Source organism: Massilia sp. KIM, assembly GCF_002007115.1.
Classification (GTDB): Bacteria; Pseudomonadota; Gammaproteobacteria; order Burkholderiales; family Burkholderiaceae_D; genus Telluria.
This window is the reverse complement of record NZ_MVAD01000001.1, coordinates 2,953,170-2,971,403: the sequence shown is the minus strand read 5'-3', so window position 1 is coordinate 2,971,403 and position 18,234 is coordinate 2,953,170. Positions and strand designations below refer to the sequence as shown.

16 protein-coding genes and 1 tRNA gene are annotated in these 18,234 nt (G+C 68.2%); 11 read left to right on the top strand and 6 right to left on the bottom strand.

The genetic code is table 11. The annotated features are described in order from the left end of the window. Positions 1 to 234: 234 nt before the first annotated feature. Genes B0920_RS12920 through B0920_RS12900 form a run of 5 tightly spaced genes read left to right on the top strand, consistent with a single transcriptional unit; the run spans position 235 to position 8,365 of the window. Positions 235 to 1,533, top strand: coding sequence for an MFS transporter (locus B0920_RS12920; protein WP_078032883.1), 1,299 nt, complete (start codon positions 235 to 237; stop codon positions 1,531 to 1,533). A gap of 14 nt (positions 1,534 to 1,547) precedes the next feature. Further along, a complete protein-coding gene (gene nirB / locus B0920_RS12915) occupies positions 1,548 to 4,073 on the top strand; it encodes a nitrite reductase large subunit NirB (protein WP_078032882.1) in 2,526 nt (841 codons plus the stop codon). Positions 4,074 to 4,108: 35 nt separating this feature from the next. After that, the gene (gene nirD / locus B0920_RS12910) at positions 4,109 to 4,456 is read left to right on the top strand and encodes a nitrite reductase small subunit NirD (protein WP_078032881.1); all 348 of its coding nucleotides are present in this window, start codon (positions 4,109 to 4,111) and stop codon (positions 4,454 to 4,456) included. Next, the gene (locus B0920_RS12905; protein WP_078032880.1) at positions 4,441 to 5,670 is read left to right on the top strand and encodes an NAD(P)/FAD-dependent oxidoreductase; all 1,230 of its coding nucleotides are present in this window, start codon (positions 4,441 to 4,443) and stop codon (positions 5,668 to 5,670) included. Before nirD ends, B0920_RS12905 begins: the two co-directional genes overlap by 16 nt. Before the next feature lie 10 nt (positions 5,671 to 5,680). Further along, positions 5,681 to 8,365 carry a nitrate reductase gene (locus B0920_RS12900; protein WP_078032879.1) on the top strand — a complete coding sequence of 895 codons (2,685 nt, stop codon included), beginning with the start codon at positions 5,681 to 5,683 and terminating at the stop codon, positions 8,363 to 8,365. 36 nt (positions 8,366 to 8,401) lie between these two features. On the opposite strand, the gene B0920_RS12895 is transcribed toward B0920_RS12900, so the two are convergent. The 6 genes from B0920_RS12895 to ispB all read right to left on the bottom strand — a co-directional run bounded on the left by B0920_RS12895 (position 8,402) and on the right by ispB (position 12,785). Beyond that, on the bottom strand, positions 8,402 to 9,340 hold the full coding sequence (locus B0920_RS12895) for a hypothetical protein (RefSeq protein ID WP_078032878.1): 939 nt from the start codon (positions 9,338 to 9,340) through the stop codon (positions 8,402 to 8,404). Between the two features lie 2 nt (positions 9,341 to 9,342). Next, positions 9,343 to 10,092 carry a DUF6345 domain-containing protein gene (locus tag B0920_RS12890; protein WP_078032877.1) on the bottom strand — a complete coding sequence of 250 codons (750 nt, stop codon included), beginning with the start codon at positions 10,090 to 10,092 and terminating at the stop codon, positions 9,343 to 9,345. 228 nt (positions 10,093 to 10,320) lie between these two features. Then, positions 10,321 to 11,025: a dienelactone hydrolase family protein gene (locus tag B0920_RS12885; protein ID WP_078033409.1), complete on the bottom strand. Its 705-nt coding sequence runs from the start codon at positions 11,023 to 11,025 to the stop codon at positions 10,321 to 10,323. 178 nt (positions 11,026 to 11,203) lie between these two features. Further along, a complete protein-coding gene (locus B0920_RS26535) occupies positions 11,204 to 11,587 on the bottom strand; it encodes a hypothetical protein (protein WP_373887884.1) in 384 nt (127 codons plus the stop codon). A gap of 80 nt (positions 11,588 to 11,667) precedes the next feature. Continuing rightward, positions 11,668 to 11,744, bottom strand: a tRNA-Pro gene (locus B0920_RS12880). A gap of 51 nt (positions 11,745 to 11,795) precedes the next feature. Continuing rightward, a complete protein-coding gene (gene ispB, locus B0920_RS12875) occupies positions 11,796 to 12,785 on the bottom strand; it encodes an octaprenyl diphosphate synthase (protein WP_078032876.1) in 990 nt (329 codons plus the stop codon). A gap of 299 nt (positions 12,786 to 13,084) precedes the next feature. Here ispB and rplU point away from each other — a divergent pair, with 299 nt between their 5' ends. The 6 genes from rplU (at position 13,085) to B0920_RS12845 (ending at position 18,221) form a co-directional block, all read left to right on the top strand. After that, entirely contained in the window at positions 13,085 to 13,396 is a 312-nt protein-coding gene (gene rplU, locus B0920_RS12870; RefSeq protein ID WP_078032875.1) for a 50S ribosomal protein L21, read from the top strand. Positions 13,397 to 13,435: 39 nt separating this feature from the next. Beyond that, positions 13,436 to 13,708 (top strand): 50S ribosomal protein L27, encoded by a 273-nt coding sequence (rpmA, locus tag B0920_RS12865; RefSeq protein ID WP_005668438.1) that lies wholly within the window; start codon positions 13,436 to 13,438, stop codon positions 13,706 to 13,708. Positions 13,709 to 13,809: 101 nt separating this feature from the next. Next, positions 13,810 to 14,922, top strand: a complete 1,113-nt coding sequence (gene cgtA, locus B0920_RS12860) for an Obg family GTPase CgtA (protein WP_078033408.1) — start codon at positions 13,810 to 13,812, stop codon at positions 14,920 to 14,922. Continuing rightward, positions 14,912 to 15,349 (top strand): hypothetical protein, encoded by a 438-nt coding sequence (locus B0920_RS12855; protein ID WP_229455460.1) that lies wholly within the window; start codon positions 14,912 to 14,914, stop codon positions 15,347 to 15,349. The genes cgtA and B0920_RS12855 overlap by 11 nt, the downstream gene beginning before the upstream one ends. Continuing rightward, the gene (gene proB / locus B0920_RS12850) at positions 15,346 to 16,464 is read left to right on the top strand and encodes a glutamate 5-kinase (protein WP_078032873.1); all 1,119 of its coding nucleotides are present in this window, start codon (positions 15,346 to 15,348) and stop codon (positions 16,462 to 16,464) included. Before B0920_RS12855 ends, proB begins: the two co-directional genes overlap by 4 nt. A gap of 182 nt (positions 16,465 to 16,646) precedes the next feature. After that, positions 16,647 to 18,221 (top strand): methyl-accepting chemotaxis protein, encoded by a 1,575-nt coding sequence (locus B0920_RS12845; protein WP_078032872.1) that lies wholly within the window; start codon positions 16,647 to 16,649, stop codon positions 18,219 to 18,221. Positions 18,222 to 18,234: the final 13 nt, after the last annotated feature.

The following is an 18,234-nucleotide window of genomic DNA, read 5'->3' as shown; positions in this document are numbered from 1 at the left end:
ATCATTTCGGTGAATGGTGCACTGCAATGTAGCGCCCAAGCCAGTGCGCCTGTCCCGCTTCCCTCTGTGGCCCGCTTGGCACGCCTCTTGCTCATACCCTGTACAGGATCAAAGGCGATCCCCGAAATATCTCCGCCGGCCTAACGAGGGGCCGGCAACCTGGACAACGGCGTCCGCAGCCCCCGCACCGTGCGGCAAGGCAGCGGACGCCTTTTTGTTTTCAAAGGAAGAAACATGGCCAGCAAAGCGGACAGCATCAAGCTCTTCTCGTTCACCGGCGCGCCGATGCGCGCCTTTCACCTCACCTGGGTTGCCTTCTTCATCTGCTTCTTCGCCTGGTTCGCCTGCGCACCGCTGATGCCGGTGATCAAAGGCGAATTCGGCCTGTCGATGCAGCAGATCGCCAACATCAACATCGCGGCGGTCGCCATCACCATCTTCGTGCGCCTGCTGGTCGGCCCGCTGTGCGACCGCTTCGGCCCGCGCAAGACCTACACCGGCCTGCTGCTGCTCGGCTCCATCCCCGTGCTGGGCGTGGCCATGGCGCAGAGCTACGAAAGCTTCCTGCTGTTCCGCCTCGGGATCGGCGCGGTCGGCGCGAGCTTCGTGATCACCCAGTACCACACCTCGGTGATGTTCTCCTCCAAAGTGGTCGGCACCGCCAACGCGGCGGCGGCCGGCTGGGGCAATGCCGGCGGCGGCGCGGCGCAGGCGGTGATGCCGCTGCTGCTCACCGCCGTCGTCATGCTGGGCGTGAGCCAGTCCATGAGCTGGCGCGTGGCCCTGGTGGTCCCCGGCATCATGATGATCATCATGGCCTTCTTCTACTGGCGCTACACCCAGGACTGCCCGGCCGGTAACTACGAAGACCTGCGCAAGGTCGGCATGATGCCGGAAGGCTCGGGCAAGGGAGGCTGGGCGAGCTTCGTGGCCGGCTGCCGTAACTACCGCGCCTGGCTGTTGTTCGTCACCTACGGCGCCTGCTTCGGCATCGAGATCTTCATCCACAACATCGCCGCCGTCTACTACGTCGAACACTTCGGCCTGTCGCTGGGCGCAGCGGGCCTGGCGGCCGGCAGTTTCGGCCTGCTGGCCCTGTTCGCCCGCGCCCTCGGCGGCTGGGTCTCGGACCGCGCCGCCAACGCCGGCACCCTGAACAGCCGCGTCACCGTGCTGTTCGTGCTGATGATCGGCGAAGGCCTGGGCCTGCTGTGGTTCGCCAACGCCGACGCCGTCAGCTACGCCGTGATCGCGATGCTGATCTTCGGCCTGTTCACCCACATGGCCTGCGGCGCCACCTACGCTCTGGTGCCCTTCGTGGCGCCCAAGGCCCTGGGCGGCGTGGCCGGCATCGTCGGCGCCGGCGGCAACGTCGGCGCGGTGGCGGCCGGCTTCCTGATGAAAGGCACCGGCGACGTGCGCCAGACCCTCATGATCCTGAGCGCGCTGGTGCTGGCCTCCAGCATCTGCGCGATCGCCGCGCGCTTCACCATGACCGCCGCCGACAGCGCGCCGGCCGTCTCCGCAGCCTAGGAAGGAGCAGCAGCATGCATATCGTCGTCATCGGCCACGGCATGGTGGGCCACAAGTTCGTCGAAACCCTGGCCCAGGAAGGCCGCCCCGGCCTGCGCGTCACCGTGCTGGGCGAGGAACCGCGCCCGGCCTACGACCGGGTCCACCTGTCGGAATACTTTTCCGGCAAGAGCGCGGACGAGCTGTCGCTGGTCGCGCCGGGCTTCTTCGAGCGGGACGACCTCGACCTGCGCCTGAACGCGAAGGTGGTGGCCATCGACCCGGCGGCGCGCAGCGTCAGCCTCGCCGGCGGCGAAGAGGTCCACTACGACAAGCTGGTGCTGGCCACGGGTTCCTTTCCCTTCGTGCCGCCGGTGCCGGGCGCGGAGCGCAAGGATTGCTTCGTCTACCGCACCATCGAAGACCTGGAGAAGATGCAGGAGTGCGGGGCGCGCTCGCGCACCGGCGTCGTGGTCGGCGGCGGCCTGCTGGGCCTGGAGTGCGCCAAGGCCCTGCGCGACATGGGCCTGGCCGCCCACGTGGTCGAGTTCGCGCCGCGCCTGATGGCGGTGCAGGTCGACGATCCGGGTGCGCGCCTGCTGCGCGCCAAGATCGAGGAGCTGGGCGTGGGCGTGCACACCCAGAAGAACACCCTGGCCATCGTCGATGGCGAGGAGGGCACCCACCGCATGCAGTTCGCGGACGGCAGCCACCTGGACACCGACATGATCGTGTTCTCGGCCGGCATCCGCCCGCGCGACGAGCTGGCGCGCGCCGCCGGCCTGGCCATCGGCCCGCGCGGCGGCGTGGTGATCGACAACCGCTGCCTGACTTCCGACCCGCACATCTACGCCATCGGCGAATGCGCGCTGTGGAAGGGCCAGCTGTTCGGCCTGGTCGCGCCGGGCTACGACATGGCGCGCGTGGCCGCGCGCGACCTGCTGGGCGTCGAAGCGGACTTCTCCGGCGCCGACATGAGCACCAAGCTCAAGCTGATGGGCGTGGACGTGGCCAGCATCGGCGACGCCCATGCGGCCACACCGGGCTGCCGCAGCTATCAGTTCCTGGACGAGCGCAAGCAGGTCTACCGCAAGATCGTGGTATCCGACTGCGGCAAGTACCTGCTGGGCGCGGTGCTGGTGGGCGACGCCTCGCCCTACGGCGAACTGCTGCAGACCATGCTCAACCGGATCGAACTGCCGGAAGCGCCCGAATTCCTGATCCTGCCAGACGGTGGCGGCGCCCGCCCGGCCATCGGCGTGGACAAGCTGCCGGCCAGCGCCCAGGTCTGCTCCTGCAACGACGTCAGCAAGGGCGCGCTGTGCGAGGCGGTAGCCGCCGGCGCCACCACCATCGGCGCCCTGAAGAGCTGCACCAAGGGCGGCACCTCCTGCGGCGGCTGCGTGCCCCTGATGACCCAGGTGATGAACGCGGAGCTCAAGAAGCTGGGCGTGGCGGTCAACAACCACCTGTGCGAGCACTTCGCCTATTCGCGCCAGGAGCTCTACCACCTGGTGCGGGTGGAAGGCATCAAGAGCTTCCCCGAACTGCTGGAGCGCCACGGCCACGGCCTGGGCTGCGACGTCTGCAAGCCGACCGTGGCCAACATCCTGGCCTCGGTCTGGAACGACTTCGTGCTCAAGCCCAGGCACGCCAGCCTGCAGGACTCGAACGACTACTTCCTCGGCAACATCCAGAAGGACGGCACCTATTCGGTGGTGCCGCGCATGCCGGGCGGCGAGGTCACCGCCGACGGCCTGATCGCGGTGGGGCAGGTGGCCAAGAAGTACGGCCTGTACACCAAGATCACCGGCGGCCAGCGGGTCGACCTGTTCGGCGCGCGCGTCGAGCAGCTGCCGCTGATCTGGGAAGAGCTGATCGCGGCCGGCTTCGAATCCGGCCACGCCTATGGCAAGTCGCTGCGCACGGTGAAGTCCTGCGTGGGTTCGACCTGGTGCCGCTACGGCGTGGGCGACAGCGTCGGCTTCGCCATCGCCCTGGAAAACCGCTACAAGGGCCTGCGCGCCCCGCACAAGATCAAGTTCGGTGTGTCCGGCTGCACCCGCGAGTGCGCCGAGGCCCAGGGCAAGGACGTGGGCCTGATCGCCACCGAGAAGGGCTGGAACCTCTACGTGTGCGGCAACGGCGGCATGAAGCCGCGCCACGCGGAGCTGATCGCTTCCGACCTGGACGACGCCACCGTGGTGCGCTACATCGACCGCTTCCTGATGTTCTACGTGCGCACCGCCGAGCGCCTGCAGCGCACCAGCGTATGGCGCGAGAACCTGGAGGGCGGCCTGGACTACCTGAAGCAGGTGGTGGTCGAGGACAAGCTCGGCATCGCCGCCGAGCTGGAAGCCCAGATGCAGCACGTGGTCGACACCTATGCCTGCGAATGGAAGGAAGCCGTCACCGACCCGAACGTGCGGCGCCGCTTCCGCCACTTCGTCAACAGCGAGGCCGGCGACGACAACGTGGTCTTCGTGCCCGAGCGCGGCCAGATCCGTCCGGCCGCGCCGGAAGAACGCCGCCGCACCATTCCGATCGCCAGCGCGGCCTGACTGGCGCAGCGCTCATCGTCATCAAGGAGAACAGCATGCACCGTGACCTGCAACTCGACAACTGGACCGCCGTCTGCCATATCGACGAGATCGTGCCCGACACCGGCGTGGCGGCACTGCTGAACGGCCGCCAGGTGGCCGTGTTCCGCGTCGGCGAGGACGCGCCGCGCGTGTTCGCCATCGACAACTTCGATCCGCATTCCAGCGCCGCCGTGCTCTCGCGCGGCATCGTCGGCAGCCTGGGCGAGCGCATCGTGGTCGCCTCCCCCATCTACAAGCAGCACTTCGACCTGCAGAGCGGCGAGTGCCTGGAGGCGCCGGAGCGCTCGGTGGCCAGCTACCCGGCCCGCCTCGAGGGAGGCAAGGTATGGATCGCCGCCTGAAACCCTCGCTGGTGGTGGTGGGCAACGGCATGGCCGGCATGCGCACCGTCGACGAGCTGCTGGCCCTGGCCCCCGGCCAGTACGACATCACCGTGTTCGGCGCCGAGCCGCGCGTGAACTACAACCGCATCATGCTCTCGCCGGTGCTGGCGGGCGAGAAGGCCTTCGAGGACATCGTCCTGCACACCCGCGAGTGGTACGCGCAGCAGGGCATCGTGCTGCATGCGGGCGACCCGGTGGTGGCGATCGACCGCTGGCGCCGCGTGGTGCGCGCCGAAAGCGGGCTCGAAGTCGCCTACGACCGCCTGCTGCTGGCGACCGGCTCCAGCCCCTTCATCGTGCCGGTGCCGGGCGCGCAGCTGCTCGGCGTGGTGGGTTTCCGCGACCTGGACGACGTCGAGGCCATGCTGGCCGCCGCGCGCGCGGGCGGGCGCGCGGTGGTGATCGGCGGCGGCCTGCTGGGCCTGGAGGCCGCCAATGGCCTCAAGCGCCGCGGCATGGACGTGACCGTGGTGCACCTGACCGACAGCCTGCTCAACCAGCAGCTCGACCCGGATGCCGCCCTGCTGCTGCGCGCCGAACTGGAGGGGCGCGGCCTGCGCATCCTGCTGTCGAGCCAGACTGAGGCCATCCTCGGCGAGGAGCGCGTGGAAGGCGTGCGCTTCACGGACGGCAGCGAGTGCGCCGCCGACCTGGTGGTGATGGCGGCCGGCGTGCGTCCCAATGTCGGCCTGGCGCGCGCGGCCGGCCTGCACGTCGAGCGCGCCATCGTGGTGGACGACACCCTGCAGACCTACGACCCGCGCATCTACGCGGTGGGCGAATGCGTCCAGCACCGCAAGCACACCTTCGGCCTGGTGGCCCCGATCTGGGACCAGGCGCGGGTCTGCGCCGCCCACCTGGCCGGCTTCGGCCACCGCCGCTACGTGCAGCAGGCCACCGCCACCAAGCTCAAGGTCACCGGCATCGACCTGTACTCGGCCGGCGACATCGTGGGCGGGGAGGGCAGCGAAGACCTGGTGCTGCGCGACCGCCGCGCCGGCGTCTACAAGCGCCTGGTGCTTGCTGGCAACCGCGTCACCGGCGCGGTGTTGTACGGTGACGTCTCGGACGGTCCGTGGTATTTTGACCTGATCCAGCGGCGCGCCGACGTCTCGGGTTTCCGCGACCGCCTGCTGTTCGGTCCCGCGCTGTGCGAGGCGCAAGCCGCCTGAAGGAGCAAGTATGGAACTGCATCAAGGAGCGGTCCGCACCACCTGCCCGTATTGCGGCGTCGGCTGCGGCGTCAAGGCCACGCCCGCCGCCGGCGCGGGCGCCCTGATCGAGGGCGACGTGCTGCACCCGGCCAGCCGCGGGCGCCTGTGCGTCAAGGGCTCGGCCCTGGGCGACACGCTCGACCTCGACGGCCGCCTGCTGCACCCGCTGCTGCGCGAGGACGGCAAGCTGCGCCGCGCCGGCTGGGACGAGGCCCTCGACAGGGTGGCCGGCAAATTCGCCGCCGTTATCGCCGAGCACGGGCCGGACGCGGTGGCGCTCTACGTCTCGGGACAGATCCTGACCGAGGACTACTACGTCGCCAACAAGTTCATGAAGGGCTACATCGGCAGCGCCAACATCGACACCAATTCGCGCCTGTGCATGTCCTCGGCGGTGGCCGGGCACAAGCGCGCCTTCGGCGAAGACGTGGTGCCGGGCTGCTACGAGGACTTCGAGGAGGCCGAGCTGATCGTGCTGGTCGGCTCCAACGCCGCCTGGTGCCACCCGACCCTGTTCCAGCGCATCGCGAAAGCGAAGGAGGCGCGTCCGAGCCTGCGCATCGTGGTGGTCGATCCGCGCCGCACCGCCACCTGCGAGCTGGCCGACCTGCACCTGCCGCTCAAGCCCGGCACCGACGTCTGGCTGTTCAACGGCCTGCTGGCCTACCTGGCGCGCAACGGCGTGCGTGACGCCGCCTGGGTGGCGCGCCATACCGAGGGCCTGGACGCGGCCCTGGCGGTGGCGGAAGAAGCCTGCCTTGACCCGGACCAGGTGGCGCGCGCCTGCGGCCTCGACCCCGACCTGCTGCGCGAGTTCTACGCCCTGTTCGCCGCCACCGACAAGACCGTCACCGCGTTCTCGATGGGCGTCAACCAGTCCACCAGCGGCACGGACAAGGTCAACAGCATCATCAACTGCCACCTGCTCACCGGCCGCATCGGTAAACCAGGCATGGGGCCGTTCTCGCTCACCGGCCAGCCCAACGCCATGGGCGGGCGCGAGGTCGGCGGCCTCGCGAACATGCTGGCCGCCCACCTCGACCTCGACAACCCGGGCCACCGCGAGGCGGTGCGCGAGTTCTGGAAGGCGCCGCGCATCGCGCACCAGCAGGGCCTGAAGGCGGTCGACCTGTTCCGCGCGGCGGAAGCGGGCAGGATCAAGGCGGTGTGGATCATGGCCACCAATCCGGTGGTCAGCCTGCCCGACGCCGACCAGGTGCGGCGCGCCCTGGCCGCCTGCGAACTGGTGGTGGTCTCGGACGTGGTGGCCGATACCGACTGCGCGCCTTACGCCGACGTGCTGCTGCCGGCCCTGGCCTGGGGCGAGAAGGACGGCACCGTGACCAATTCCGAGCGCTGCATCTCGCGCCAGCGCGCCTTCCTGCCGGCGCCGGGCGAGGCGCGCGCCGACTGGCAGGCCCTGTGCGGCGTCGCGCAGCGCATGGGCCATGCCGGCTTCGATTACGCAAGCGCGCACGAGATCTTCGACGAGCATGCGCGCCTGTCGGTGTGGCGCAACGCGCCCGGGGACTTTCCGCGCGCCTTCCGGCTCGATCCGCTGGTGGGACTCACGCGCGCCGACTACGACGCGCTCGAGCCGGTGCAGTGGCCGCTGCGCAGCCGCGGCGAGGGAACGGCGCGCCTGTTCGCCGAGGGCGGTTTTTCGCATCCGGGCGGACGCGCGCGCTTCGTGCCGACCCGGCCGCGCCTGCCGGCCCACAAGCCGGGCGGCGAGTACCCGCTGGCGCTGAACACCGGCCGCCTGCGCGACCAGTGGCACACCATGACGCGCACCGGCAAGTCGGCGCGGCTGGCCGGCCACGCGCCCGAGCCCTTCGTCGACCTGCATCCGCACGACGCCCTGCTGGCCGGGGTGCGCGAAGGCGAGCTGGCGCGCGTGAGCAGCCCCTGGGGCGCGATGGTAGCGCGCGTGGCGCACGGCGGCGGGATCGCGCGCGGCGCGGTGTTCGTGCCCATCCACTGGAACGGCCAGACCGCGTCCGACGCGCGCGTCGGGGCGCTGGTCAATCCCGAGGTCGATCCGGTGTCGGGCGAGCCGGAATTCAAGCACACGCCGGTGCGCGTCGAGCCCTTCGGCGTGGCCTGGCATGGCTTCATCCTCAGCCGCGCGGAGCTCGACCTGGGGCGGGTGGCCAACTGGACCCGGGTGCGCGGCAGCGGCTTCGTGCGCTACGAGCTGGGCGGGCGCGAGCCGGTGTCGCCGGGCTGGGCGCGCGCCTTGCTGGGGGCGGACGAGGAGGCCGACTGGATCGAGTACGAGGACAAGGCGGAGGGCATGCTGCGCGCGGCGCTGGTGGTCGACGGACGGCTGCAGGCCTGCCTGTTCGTGGCGCGCCGGCCCGACCTGCCTTCGCGCGCCTGGCTGGGCGAGCTTTTCCTGCAGGAGCGCCTGGGGCCGGCCGAACGCGCGACCCTGTTGGCGGCGCGCGCGCCGCAGCAGGGACCCGACCCTGGGCCGACCGTGTGCTCCTGCTTCGGCGTGGGCCGCAACACCATCATGCTGGCGGTGCGCGGCAAGGACCTCAAGACCGCGGCCGAGGTGACGGCCTGCGTGCGCGCCGGCGGTAACTGCGGCTCCTGCGTGCCGGAGATCCGCAAGCTGCTCGACGAAGCGCGCTGCGCCGAGGCCTGAGCCGGCGGCGCGGCGCGCCATCGAGGCCCCGGGGCCCTAGGCAAGACCCGGCTTGCAGTGCTCGCCGCGGGCGCGCGTGATCACGGCTTCGTTGCCGTACAGCGGCAGTTCCATGTAGTGCCGCTCGGTGCCCTGCACCGCGATCACGTAAGCCTGGCGCTCCTGCGCGTGGCGCAGCGCCACCTGGGCCACATAGGCCGGCGCCAGCACGCGCTGGGCCTTGCGCCGGCCCAGGTCCAGGTAGCCGAAGCGCATGGTCGCGCTCTCGATCAGGTCGCGCGGCAGCGGCTCCTTGGCGCGGCCGAGCAGGGTGGCCAGGCGCTCCGCCACCTGGCGCGCGGCGACTTCCGGCGCCAGCACGATGGCGCTGTCCAGCACCTCGGAAGCCAGCGGCCGCAGGTTCACCCCCAGCGCCGCCACCGCCCCGCTGCCGGCCAGGGTGATCGCCACCGAGGCCGCGCCCAGCACGGGAATGCCGCCCAGCGCATGGCGCCAGGCGCCGGTGGCGCGCACCAGCAGCGCTTCGGCGACGCGGCCCGCGCGGTCCGCGCCCTGGGCCTTGGTCCGCCACAGGCGCTCGAAGGCCAGGCTGCCGCCCTCGGCCGCCCAGGACGCCACGTTCAGGCGCTGCGCCGCCTCGTTCAGCTGGCGCTGCAGCACCGCCGTTTCTTCGAGCCGCTCGAAGGGAGCGTCGAGCGGCGCCAGGCCGGACACGTAGTGCAGCGCGCCCGAGGCGTGATAGACCACGGCGCGCGCGCCTTCCGGCAGGTGCAGCACGCTGCGTTCACCCCGCTCGGCGAGGTCGGCGCGGTCGCTCGGGCAGGCCCCGGCTTCGTGCAGGGTGGACAGGAAGCGGCGGGCGCGCGCCCGCAGCGCATCGGTGCTGAGCGGCTGCAGGGCCAGGATGTCGGCGCGGGCGGGCTGGCCGGCGCTGGCCGACTGGCACAGATTGTCGATCAGGTGTTGGTCGTTCATGGTCAGCCCTCCGTCCAGTACCACAGGATGCAAGCCTGCTCGGCCAGGCTCAGGTCCGGCAGGACGCCGCCTTCGCCCCACAGGTGGTCGCGGTTCAGGTAGGAACGGTCCCAGCGGATCGCGCCGCCGTTCCAGGTGGCGGCGTCGCCCACGCACACCGTGATCGGGTGGTTGTCCACCCACCAGTCGGCCACGCCGTCGTGCCAGGCCTGGCAGACGGTATCGCCGTCGACCAGGTTGTCGGCCACGTCCTCTCCGCATTCGTCGGTAGTGACGCCGTCCCACATGTTTCCCCAGGCGCCGCAATAGATGTGCATGCGCGCGAAGATGTTCCACAGGCCGGTGACCCGTTCCAGGTTGACCGTCTCGCAGGAATAGGCCATCACCCATTCGTTGTTCCAGTCCTCGCCCAGCTGCCAGGTATTGGAATAGGTGCGCCAGTTGCTGCGTGCGATGTCGTAGAGCATGCGCGCGCGGCCGTCGGCCTCGTGGCCGCCGTGGGTCTCGATCCAGAACAGGTCCACGTTGTCGACCCAGGCGCGGTCGTCGCCGCCCTGGTCGACGTCGCGGATGTCGTTTTCCCAGACGTCGGTGTTGGCCCAGTAGAAGGCCCGGCTGTGGCCGGCCGAACGCAGCTTGGCGTCGAAGCCATTACTTCGGTTGAAGGTGTAGCTCAGGTCCCCCGCCGTGCTCACGCCGGCGGCGCGCGCATGATTGAAGTACCGGATCGCTTCCACTCCGAAACTTGCCATGGAGTTCTCCTTTGATGTGGTGGGCTACGCGTCGTCCCCTGCGGGTACGGCGGTGGTAGCAGGCACAAGCTTAGAAGCGAGCAGGCTGGGGGAGGCTGGCTTAGTTCAAAGGAAGGCGTTGCGGATGGCCGGCGGCGGGATTGCGCCGCCGGCGCTTGCGGAGGATCGAATGCGTAGGGGGAAATCGGCGCAGTTCCCTCGTGCAAGGAACCTGCGCCCGGCGACGCCTCAGCGCAGGTGGCGCGCGAAGAAGGCGTCGGTGCGGCTGTTGGCCAGGGTGGCGTCGGCCTCGTCGTAGTGATTGCCACCCGGACGGGCGAACGCGTGGTTGCGGCCCGGATAGGTGTGCAGCTCGATGTTCGGATTGCGCGCGAAGGCGGCGCGGATCTTTTCCTGGGCTTCCTTGCCGATGTACTCGTCCTCGCCGGCCAGGTGGTAGAGCAGGGGACCCTTGATGCGATCGGTCACTTCCAGGTGCTGGTCGGTGCCGCCGCCGTAGTAGGCGACGTAGGCGTCGGCATCGGCCTCCACATGGGCCGCGGTCAGGAAGGTCAGCAAGCCGCCCAGGCAATAGCCGGTCAGCCCGACCTTGCCGCTGCTGCCCGCCATCTCGCGGGCGGCGTCGATGGTCTCGACGATGTCCTGCACGCCCTTGCCGAAGTCGTAGGACTGGTAGAGCTGGAAGCCCTTGGCCCAGTCGCCTTCCTTGTCCTCGGACATCGACAGGCCGCGTTCGGCGCGCCAGAACAGGTCGGGGCCGAGGGCGATGTAGCCCTTGGCGGCGTAGTTCTCCATGATGCTGCGGATGCCGGCGTTCACGCCGAAGATCTCCTGCAGGACGATGACGACGGGGTGGGGGCCGGGGCCTGCCGGGCGGACGACGTAGCAATCGAACTCGCCGTCCTCGGTCTGGATGCTGAGTGTCTCGGACATGATCTTCCTTTCGTCGGTGGTCGGAATGCGGCGACCCAGGACGTCGATGGGCGCCTGCTCCAAGCACTCTACAACGAAGCGGGCTGCGGCGTTGTTGAATTGTGTAAAACGGCGCCCGTTGCGGAACGCGCCGGCGCGTCTTCCTCTCTCATGCTCGCGAAGGCGCCGTGAAGCCGCTTCATGGACGCGCTGCCAAACCCCTGCCTGCGTCCATCCGTGAACGCCTCAAACGTTGGTACTCGCTACGTACGAAACGATAGAAACCCTTTGAACAGCATCCTTTCGCCAGCTCAAGAAGACCATCGCCATTCTTCGTGCGATATTCGATATCCGCGCCGGCCTGGATGAGCCACCTGAACATTTTCTTGCGCGTCCTGGTGTGCTTGTCGTGCATACGAACGAGCCAGATGAGTGGAGTCCAGCCGCGCTCGTCCCGAGCGTTTGGATCAAATCCGTTACGCAAGCACCAACGTACACCGCCAGGACCACATTGCCAGCAGCAGGAATGCAGTTCGTTGAAACACTCCTGCTCGTTGGGACTGACATACTGTGGCTTTTCCATATTGCCTTCGGCAAGGTGACAGGGGGCGGGAAAATGAAAAAAGCCAGACCGGTTTGCACCTGATCTGGCTTTCGAATTCGTGGTCGGGGTGAGAGGATTCGAACCTCCGGCCTCTACGTCCCGAACGTAGCGCTCTACCGGGCTAAGCTACACCCCGACTGGTGAGATGCCGTTTCCGTCATCTCGGGAAGGCATTACTATAGTCGCTCTAGTGGTTCCTGTCAACAGCGAAACTGCAGAGCTGCAGGAGGCTGCGCTTGTACTCGTTCTCCGGCAGGCCGGCGATCGCCTCCTTGGCGCGCTGCGCCGCCTGCTCGGCCTGGGCGCGGGTATAGGCCAGCGCGCCACTCGCGGTCACGGCCGACAGCACCGCGTCGAACTGCTCTTCGTCGCCCTGCTCGATGCAGCTGCGCACCAGCTCACGCTGCTGCGGGGTGCCGTGTTCCATCAGCCAGATCAGGGGCAGGGTGGGCTTGCCTTCGCGCAGGTCGTCGCCCAGGTTCTTGCCGATCTCGGCGGCGTCGCCCGCGTAGTCGAGCACGTCGTCGATGAGCTGGAAGGCGGTGCCCAGCGAGCGGCCGTACTCGCCCGCCGCGGCGATCTGCGCGTCGCTGGCGCCGGCCACCAGCGCGCCCAGCTCGGCCGCCGCCTCGAACAGCTTGGCGGTCTTGGAGCGGATCACCTTCAGGTAGCTCTCCTCGCTCACGTCCGGGTCGTGCATGTTCAGCAGTTGCAGCACCTCGCCCTCGGCGATCACGTTGGTGGCGTCGGACAGGATGCGCATCACGCGCATGTCGTCCAGGCCCACCATCATCTGGAAGGAGCGCGAATACAGGAAGTCGCCCACCAGCACCGAAGCCGCATTGCCGAACAGGGCGTTGGCGGTCTGGCGCCCGCGCCGCATATAGGATTCGTCAACCACGTCGTCGTGCAGCAGGGTCGCGGTGTGGATGAACTCCACCACCGCCGCCAGTTCGTGATGCGCGGTCCCGCGATAGCCGTAGGCGTTGGCGAGCAGCAGCACCAGCACCGGCCGGATGCGCTTGCCGCCGGCGCTGATGATGTATTCGGCGATCTGGTTCACCAGGCTCACTTCCGAATGCAGCCGCTGGCGGATCACCGTGTTCACGGCCTCCATGTCAGGCGCGATCGATTGGGTGATGGAATTCTGTTGGGCGTGTGGGATGGCGGCTGACAAGGCGAACCTGCAATAAACGGTGAGTTTTGTGTTTAAGTGCGGCGATTATACGACAAGCAAGGGGGGCTCGTCCCGTGCGTTACCTCAGCGCCCGCCATGCATGAAGGCCGTATGGACGAGTGTGTCGTCCCGGGCGGCGTTGGCGGGCCGCCACGGTCGTTTCCGGGCTGAGCGGGGTTTTGACGCGTCGCGGCAATCCATGTATAATCCCCTGTTCCCCGGTTTTAGAACAGTTTCGCGCGCAGCGTAGCGCTCTTGCGCCGGCGGGAATTCAATTAACAACTCACGAGGTTTCAATCATGTACGCGGTCATAAAAACCGGTGGCAAGCAATATAAAGTTGTCGCTGGCGAAAAACTCAAAGTAGAACAGATACCGGCTGACATTGGTTCCGAACTCACGATCGATCAGGTTCTCGCGGTTGGCGCGGGCGACAGCATCAAATTTGGTGCTCCGCTGGTCGAAGGTGCTTCGGTGCTGGTGAAAGTGGTTTCGCATGGTCGTCACGACAAGGTCCGCATCTTCAAGATGCGCCGTCGTAAGCACTACCAGAAGCGTCAGGGCCATCGCCAGAACTTCACCGAAATCCAGATCGTCTCGATCAACGGCTAATCGCCGCGCGGTCTTATTCAGTCATCAAGGAGCATTTAAATGGCACACAAAAAAGGCGGCGGCACTACGCGAAACGGCCGTGACTCAGAAAGCAAACGCCTCGGCGTGAAGGTGTACGGCGGCCAGGCGATCAACGCCGGCGGCATCATCATCCGTCAACGCGGCACCCCGGTGCGCGCAGGCGCCAACGTCGGCACCGGCAAGGACCACACCCTGTTCGCCCTGGTGGACGGCACGGTCAAGTTCGTCAAGCAAGGCGTCGGTTCGAAGCAGTTCGTGACCGTCGTCGCGAACGAAGCAGTCGCAGCGTAATCACGCATCGCGCCGCCCATGCGGCGCTCTTTGTAAGGCGCAAGCCTTCCATCGAAAGGCTCTGCCCACGGTAGGGCCTTTTTAGTTTTTTGGCGATCAACATGAAGTTTATTGACGAAGCAAGAATTGAAGTCATCGCCGGCGACGGCGGCAACGGGTGCGCCTCGTTCCGCCGTGAGAAGTTCCGCCCGTTCGGCGGACCCGACGGCGGCGACGGCGGCAAGGGCGGCTCGATCTGGGTGGTCGCCGACCGCAATATCAACACCTTGGTGGACTTCCGCTACTCCAAGGTGCATACCGCCCGCAACGGCGAACCGGGCCGCGGCTCGGACTGCTACGGCAAGGGCGCCGAAGACGTCTACCTGCGCATGCCGGTGGGCACCCTGATCGTGGACGACACCAACGGCGAGATCGTCGCCGACCTGACCGAACACGGCCAGACCGAACTGCTGGCCAAGGGCGGCGAGGGCGGATGGGGCAACATCCACTTCAAGACCTCGACCAACCGCGCGCCGCGCCAGAAGACCGAGGGCAAGGACGGCGAGCGCCGCGCGCTGCGCCTGGAGCTGAAGGTGCTGGCCGACGTCGGCCTGCTGGGCATGCCGAACGCGGGCAAGTCGACCTTCATCACCGCCGTGTCGAACGCGCGCCCGAAGATCGCCGACTATCCGTTCACGACCCTGCATCCGAACCTCGGCGTGGTGCGCGTCTCGCACGCGAAAAGCTTCGTGATCGCCGACATCCCGGGCCTGATCGAGGGCGCCGCCGAAGGCGCCGGCCTGGGCCACCAGTTCCTGCGCCACCTGTCGCGCACCGGCCTGCTGCTGCACATCGTCGACCTCGCGCCCATGGACGGCAAGACCGATCCGGTGAAGGAAGCCAAGGCCCTGGTCAAGGAGCTCGAAAAATACGACGCCGAGCTGGTCAACAAACCGCGCTGGCTGGTGCTCAACAAGCTGGACGTGGTGCCGGAAGACCAGCGCCAGAAGGCGGTCAAGGACTTCGTCAAGCGCATGGCCTGGAAGGGCCCGGTGTTCGAGATCTCGGCGCTCAACCGCGAGGGCTGCGAAGACCTGGTCCACGCCATCTACAAGCACCTCGAAGAGAAGCGCCACGTCGAACAGCGCTCCGAGGAAACCCAGATGACCGAGGAAGCGCGCACCATCTCGTCCATCGATCCGGACGATCCCCGCTTCAAGATCCTTGAAGACTGATTCGGCAGCGCACTTGGCTGCACGCGCATCATCGAAACGCGCCTGGTGGCGCGCCCAGCTGCTGCAGGTGGTCGCCACCGTCAGCTCGCTGGCCGCGCTCGCCGCCATGCTCGACCCCGACCGCATCGCCACGGCGATGGGGCTGTTCCTCGTCGGCGTGAACGGCTACAGCCAGTTCTACGCCATCTATGTCGGAGTGCGCCTCGCCACCGCGGGGCTGGCGCTCATGGCGTCCCGGCGGGCCGACCAGCCCGTCCTCGGCGACCTGACTGCATTGTTCCTCCTGGCCCAGCCGGCCGGGCGCGCCGTCGCGGCATTCGCGATCGGCCTGCCCACGGGAGTATTATTGTTGGTCTGTGCGGTTGAGCTGCTGGCGGGATTGGCCCTGCTGGCCTTGCGGCCGCAAGGGAAAATCCTGTCGCCATGAATTCCGTTCTCCACACCTCATCCCGCATCATCGTCAAGGTCGGTTCCTCGCTCGTCACCAACGAGGGCCAGGGCCTGGACCACACCGCCATCGCCCGCTGGGCGTCCCAGATCGCGGCCCTGCGCGCGCTCGGCAAGGAAGTGGTGCTGGTGTCTTCCGGCGCGATCGCCGAAGGCATGCTGCGCCTGGGCTTTTCCAGCCGCCCGACCGACATTCACGAGCTGCAGGCCTGCGCCGCCGTCGGTCAGATGGGCCTGGCCCAGATCTACGAAACCAGCTTTCGCACCCACGGCATCAAGACCGCCCAGGTGCTGCTGACCCACGCCGACCTGGCCGACCGCGAACGCTACCTGAACGCGCGCTCGACCCTGACCACCCTGCTGCGCCTGGGCGTGGTCCCGATCATCAACGAGAACGACACCGTGGTCACCGACGAGATCAAGTTCGGCGACAACGATACCCTCGGCGCCCTGGTGGCCAACCTGATCGAGGCCGAGGTGCTGGTGATCCTGACCGACCAGCGCGGCCTGTACTCGGCCGACCCGCGCAAGGACCCGGACGCGCGCCTGATCCAGCAGGCCCAGGCCGGCGACCCGGCGCTGGAAGCCATGGCCGGCGGCGCCGGCAGCAGCATCGGGCGCGGCGGCATGCTGACCAAGGTGCTGGCGGCGCGCCGCGCGGCGCGTTCCGGCGCCCACACCGTGATCGCCTGGGGACGCGAACCCGAGGTCCTGACCCGCCTGGCGAGCGGCGAGGCGATCGGCACCCAGCTGAGCGCCGCCACCGGCCGCCTCACTGCGCGCCGCCAGTGGATGATCGACCACCTGCACACCACCGGCGAAGTCGTGATCGACGCCGGCGCGGCGCAGAAGCTCACCCGCGAAGGGAAGTCGCTGCTGCCGATCGGCGTGGTGGCGGTGAAGGGCGAGTTCGGGCGCGGCCAGGTGATCACCTGCGTCGACGAGAACGGCCGCCCGCTGGCGCGCGGGCTGAGCAATTACGCGAGCAGCGAAGTGCGGCGCATCATGCGTCACGCCTCCAGCGAGATCGAAGGCATCCTGGGCTTCGTCGAAGGCCCCGAATTGGTGCATCGCGACAATCTCGTCCTCCTGTAACTGTGGGTGAGTGCTCGCTAACGACGATTGGTCGTTGCGCGATAGTCACATTCATTGGGAAATACTGGGTAGTGCCCTACGTTAACTTTTCCGCAGGGCTATTGGCACGTTAGACTTCTACTCGTGCTGCATATGTGCATGTGCACAATGATCTCCCCGCTACTCACCCAAAAGGATTTCCCATGAAACTGAGCCGCAAGCTGCCGCTGGGTTTTGCCGCCGTGACGCTGCTCGTCGCGTGTGCCGGATTTTTCGGCGTGCAACAGATGAACCGTTCGCTCGACACCTACCAGGTGGCGGTGCGCGAGGCGGGACAGGCGCAGCAGGTGGAGGGATTGCTGGCCGAGTTCCGCAAGCAGCTCCAGGAATGGAAGAACACGCTATTGCGCGGCAAGGATGAGGAGCAGCGCAAGAAATACTGGGAAGCCTTCCAGAAGGTCGAGTCCGACGTGGCCGGCGAGGTGAGATCGCTGCTGGCGACGCTGCCTGAAGGTGAGGTGCGCGAGCTGGTCGGCCAGTTCGGCGCCGCCCACGCCACCATGGGCGCCGATTACCGCCGCGGCTACCAGGACTTCGTGACGGCCGGCTTCGACAGCGCGGCGGGCGACGCCGCGGTCAAGGGCAAGGACCGCGCGCCCGCCGAACTGCTGGGCAAGGCCGAGAAGACGATGTCCGCACAGAGCGCCGCCAGCGCGGCCCGCGCGGAGGACGTGGCCCGGCGCGCGACGATCCTGAGCTACGCCCTGATGCTGCTGGGGGCGATCGTGGCGGTCGTGGCCGGGGTGCTGGTCTCGCGCTCGATTACGGTCCCGCTCGGCGAAGCGGTCCGGGCCGCGCGCAACGTCGCAAACGGCGACCTGCGCACGGCCATCGAGGTGCGCGGCGACGACGAGACCGGCCAGCTGCTGCTGGCGCTCAAGGAGATGTCGGGCAGCCTGCAGCGCATCGTCGCCGAAGTGCGCGGCGGCGCCGAGACCATCGCGGTGGCTTCCAGCCAGATCGCACAAGGCAACCTGGACCTGTCGGCGCGCACCGAAGCCCAGGCCGGCGCACTCGAGGAAACCGCGTCCTCGATGGAAGAGCTGACCACCACCGTGCAGCAGAACGCCGACAACGCCCGCCAGGCCAGCCAGCTGGCCACCTCCGCCGTCGACGTGGCGTCGCGCGGCGGCAAGGTGGTCGAGCAGGTGGTCGGCACCATGGAATCGATCAGCGCCTCCTCGCGCAAGATCGTGGACATCATCGGCGTGATCGACGGCATCGCCTTCCAGACCAATATCCTGGCCCTGAACGCCGCCGTGGAAGCGGCGCGCGCCGGCGAGCAGGGGCGCGGCTTCGCGGTGGTCGCCAGCGAGGTACGCAACCTGGCCCAGCGCTCGGCCACGGCGGCCAAGGAGATCAAGGCCCTGATCGGCGAATCGGTCGAGCGGGTCGCGGATGGCAACCGCCTGGCCGGCGAGGCGGGGGCGACGATGGGCGAGATCGTGGCCAGCGTGCGCCACGTGATGGACATCATCGCCGAGATCAGCTCGGCCAGCCAGGAGCAGGGCGCCGGCATCGGCCAGGTCAACACCGCGATCGGCGAGATGGATGCGGCGACCCAGCAGAACGCCGCCCTGGTCGAGGAGGCCGCCGCCGCCGCGCAGTCGCTGCGCCAGCAGACCGTGGCCCTGACCGAGGTGGTCAGCGTGTTCAAGCTCGAGGACGAGGCCACCGCACTGCCGGCGCGCCCGCAGGCGCTGCGCCTGGCGGCCTAGTGGGCAGAGCGGG

Bases quoted from the DNA above. Each gene is read 5' to 3' on its own strand.
- B0920_RS12920 (WP_078032883.1), top strand. From the start codon at position 235: ATGGCCAGCAAAGCGGACAGCATCAAGCTCTTCTCGTTCACCGGCGCG.
- nirB (WP_078032882.1), top strand. From the start codon at position 1,548: ATGCATATCGTCGTCATCGGCCACGGCATGGTGGGCCACAAGTTCGTC.
- nirD (WP_078032881.1), top strand. From the start codon at position 4,109: ATGCACCGTGACCTGCAACTCGACAACTGGACCGCCGTCTGCCATATC.
- B0920_RS12905 (WP_078032880.1), top strand. From the start codon at position 4,441: ATGGATCGCCGCCTGAAACCCTCGCTGGTGGTGGTGGGCAACGGCATG.
- B0920_RS12900 (WP_078032879.1), top strand. From the start codon at position 5,681: ATGGAACTGCATCAAGGAGCGGTCCGCACCACCTGCCCGTATTGCGGC.
- B0920_RS12895 (WP_078032878.1), bottom strand. From the start codon at position 9,340: ATGAACGACCAACACCTGATCGACAATCTGTGCCAGTCGGCCAGCGCC.
- B0920_RS12890 (WP_078032877.1), bottom strand. From the start codon at position 10,092: ATGGCAAGTTTCGGAGTGGAAGCGATCCGGTACTTCAATCATGCGCGC.
- B0920_RS12885 (WP_078033409.1), bottom strand. From the start codon at position 11,025: ATGTCCGAGACACTCAGCATCCAGACCGAGGACGGCGAGTTCGATTGC.
- B0920_RS26535 (WP_373887884.1), bottom strand. From the start codon at position 11,587: ATGGAAAAGCCACAGTATGTCAGTCCCAACGAGCAGGAGTGTTTCAAC.
- rplU (WP_078032875.1), top strand. From the start codon at position 13,085: ATGTACGCGGTCATAAAAACCGGTGGCAAGCAATATAAAGTTGTCGCT.
- rpmA (WP_005668438.1), top strand. From the start codon at position 13,436: ATGGCACACAAAAAAGGCGGCGGCACTACGCGAAACGGCCGTGACTCA.
- cgtA (WP_078033408.1), top strand. From the start codon at position 13,810: ATGAAGTTTATTGACGAAGCAAGAATTGAAGTCATCGCCGGCGACGGC.
- proB (WP_078032873.1), top strand. From the start codon at position 15,346: ATGAATTCCGTTCTCCACACCTCATCCCGCATCATCGTCAAGGTCGGT.
- B0920_RS12845 (WP_078032872.1), top strand. From the start codon at position 16,647: ATGAAACTGAGCCGCAAGCTGCCGCTGGGTTTTGCCGCCGTGACGCTG.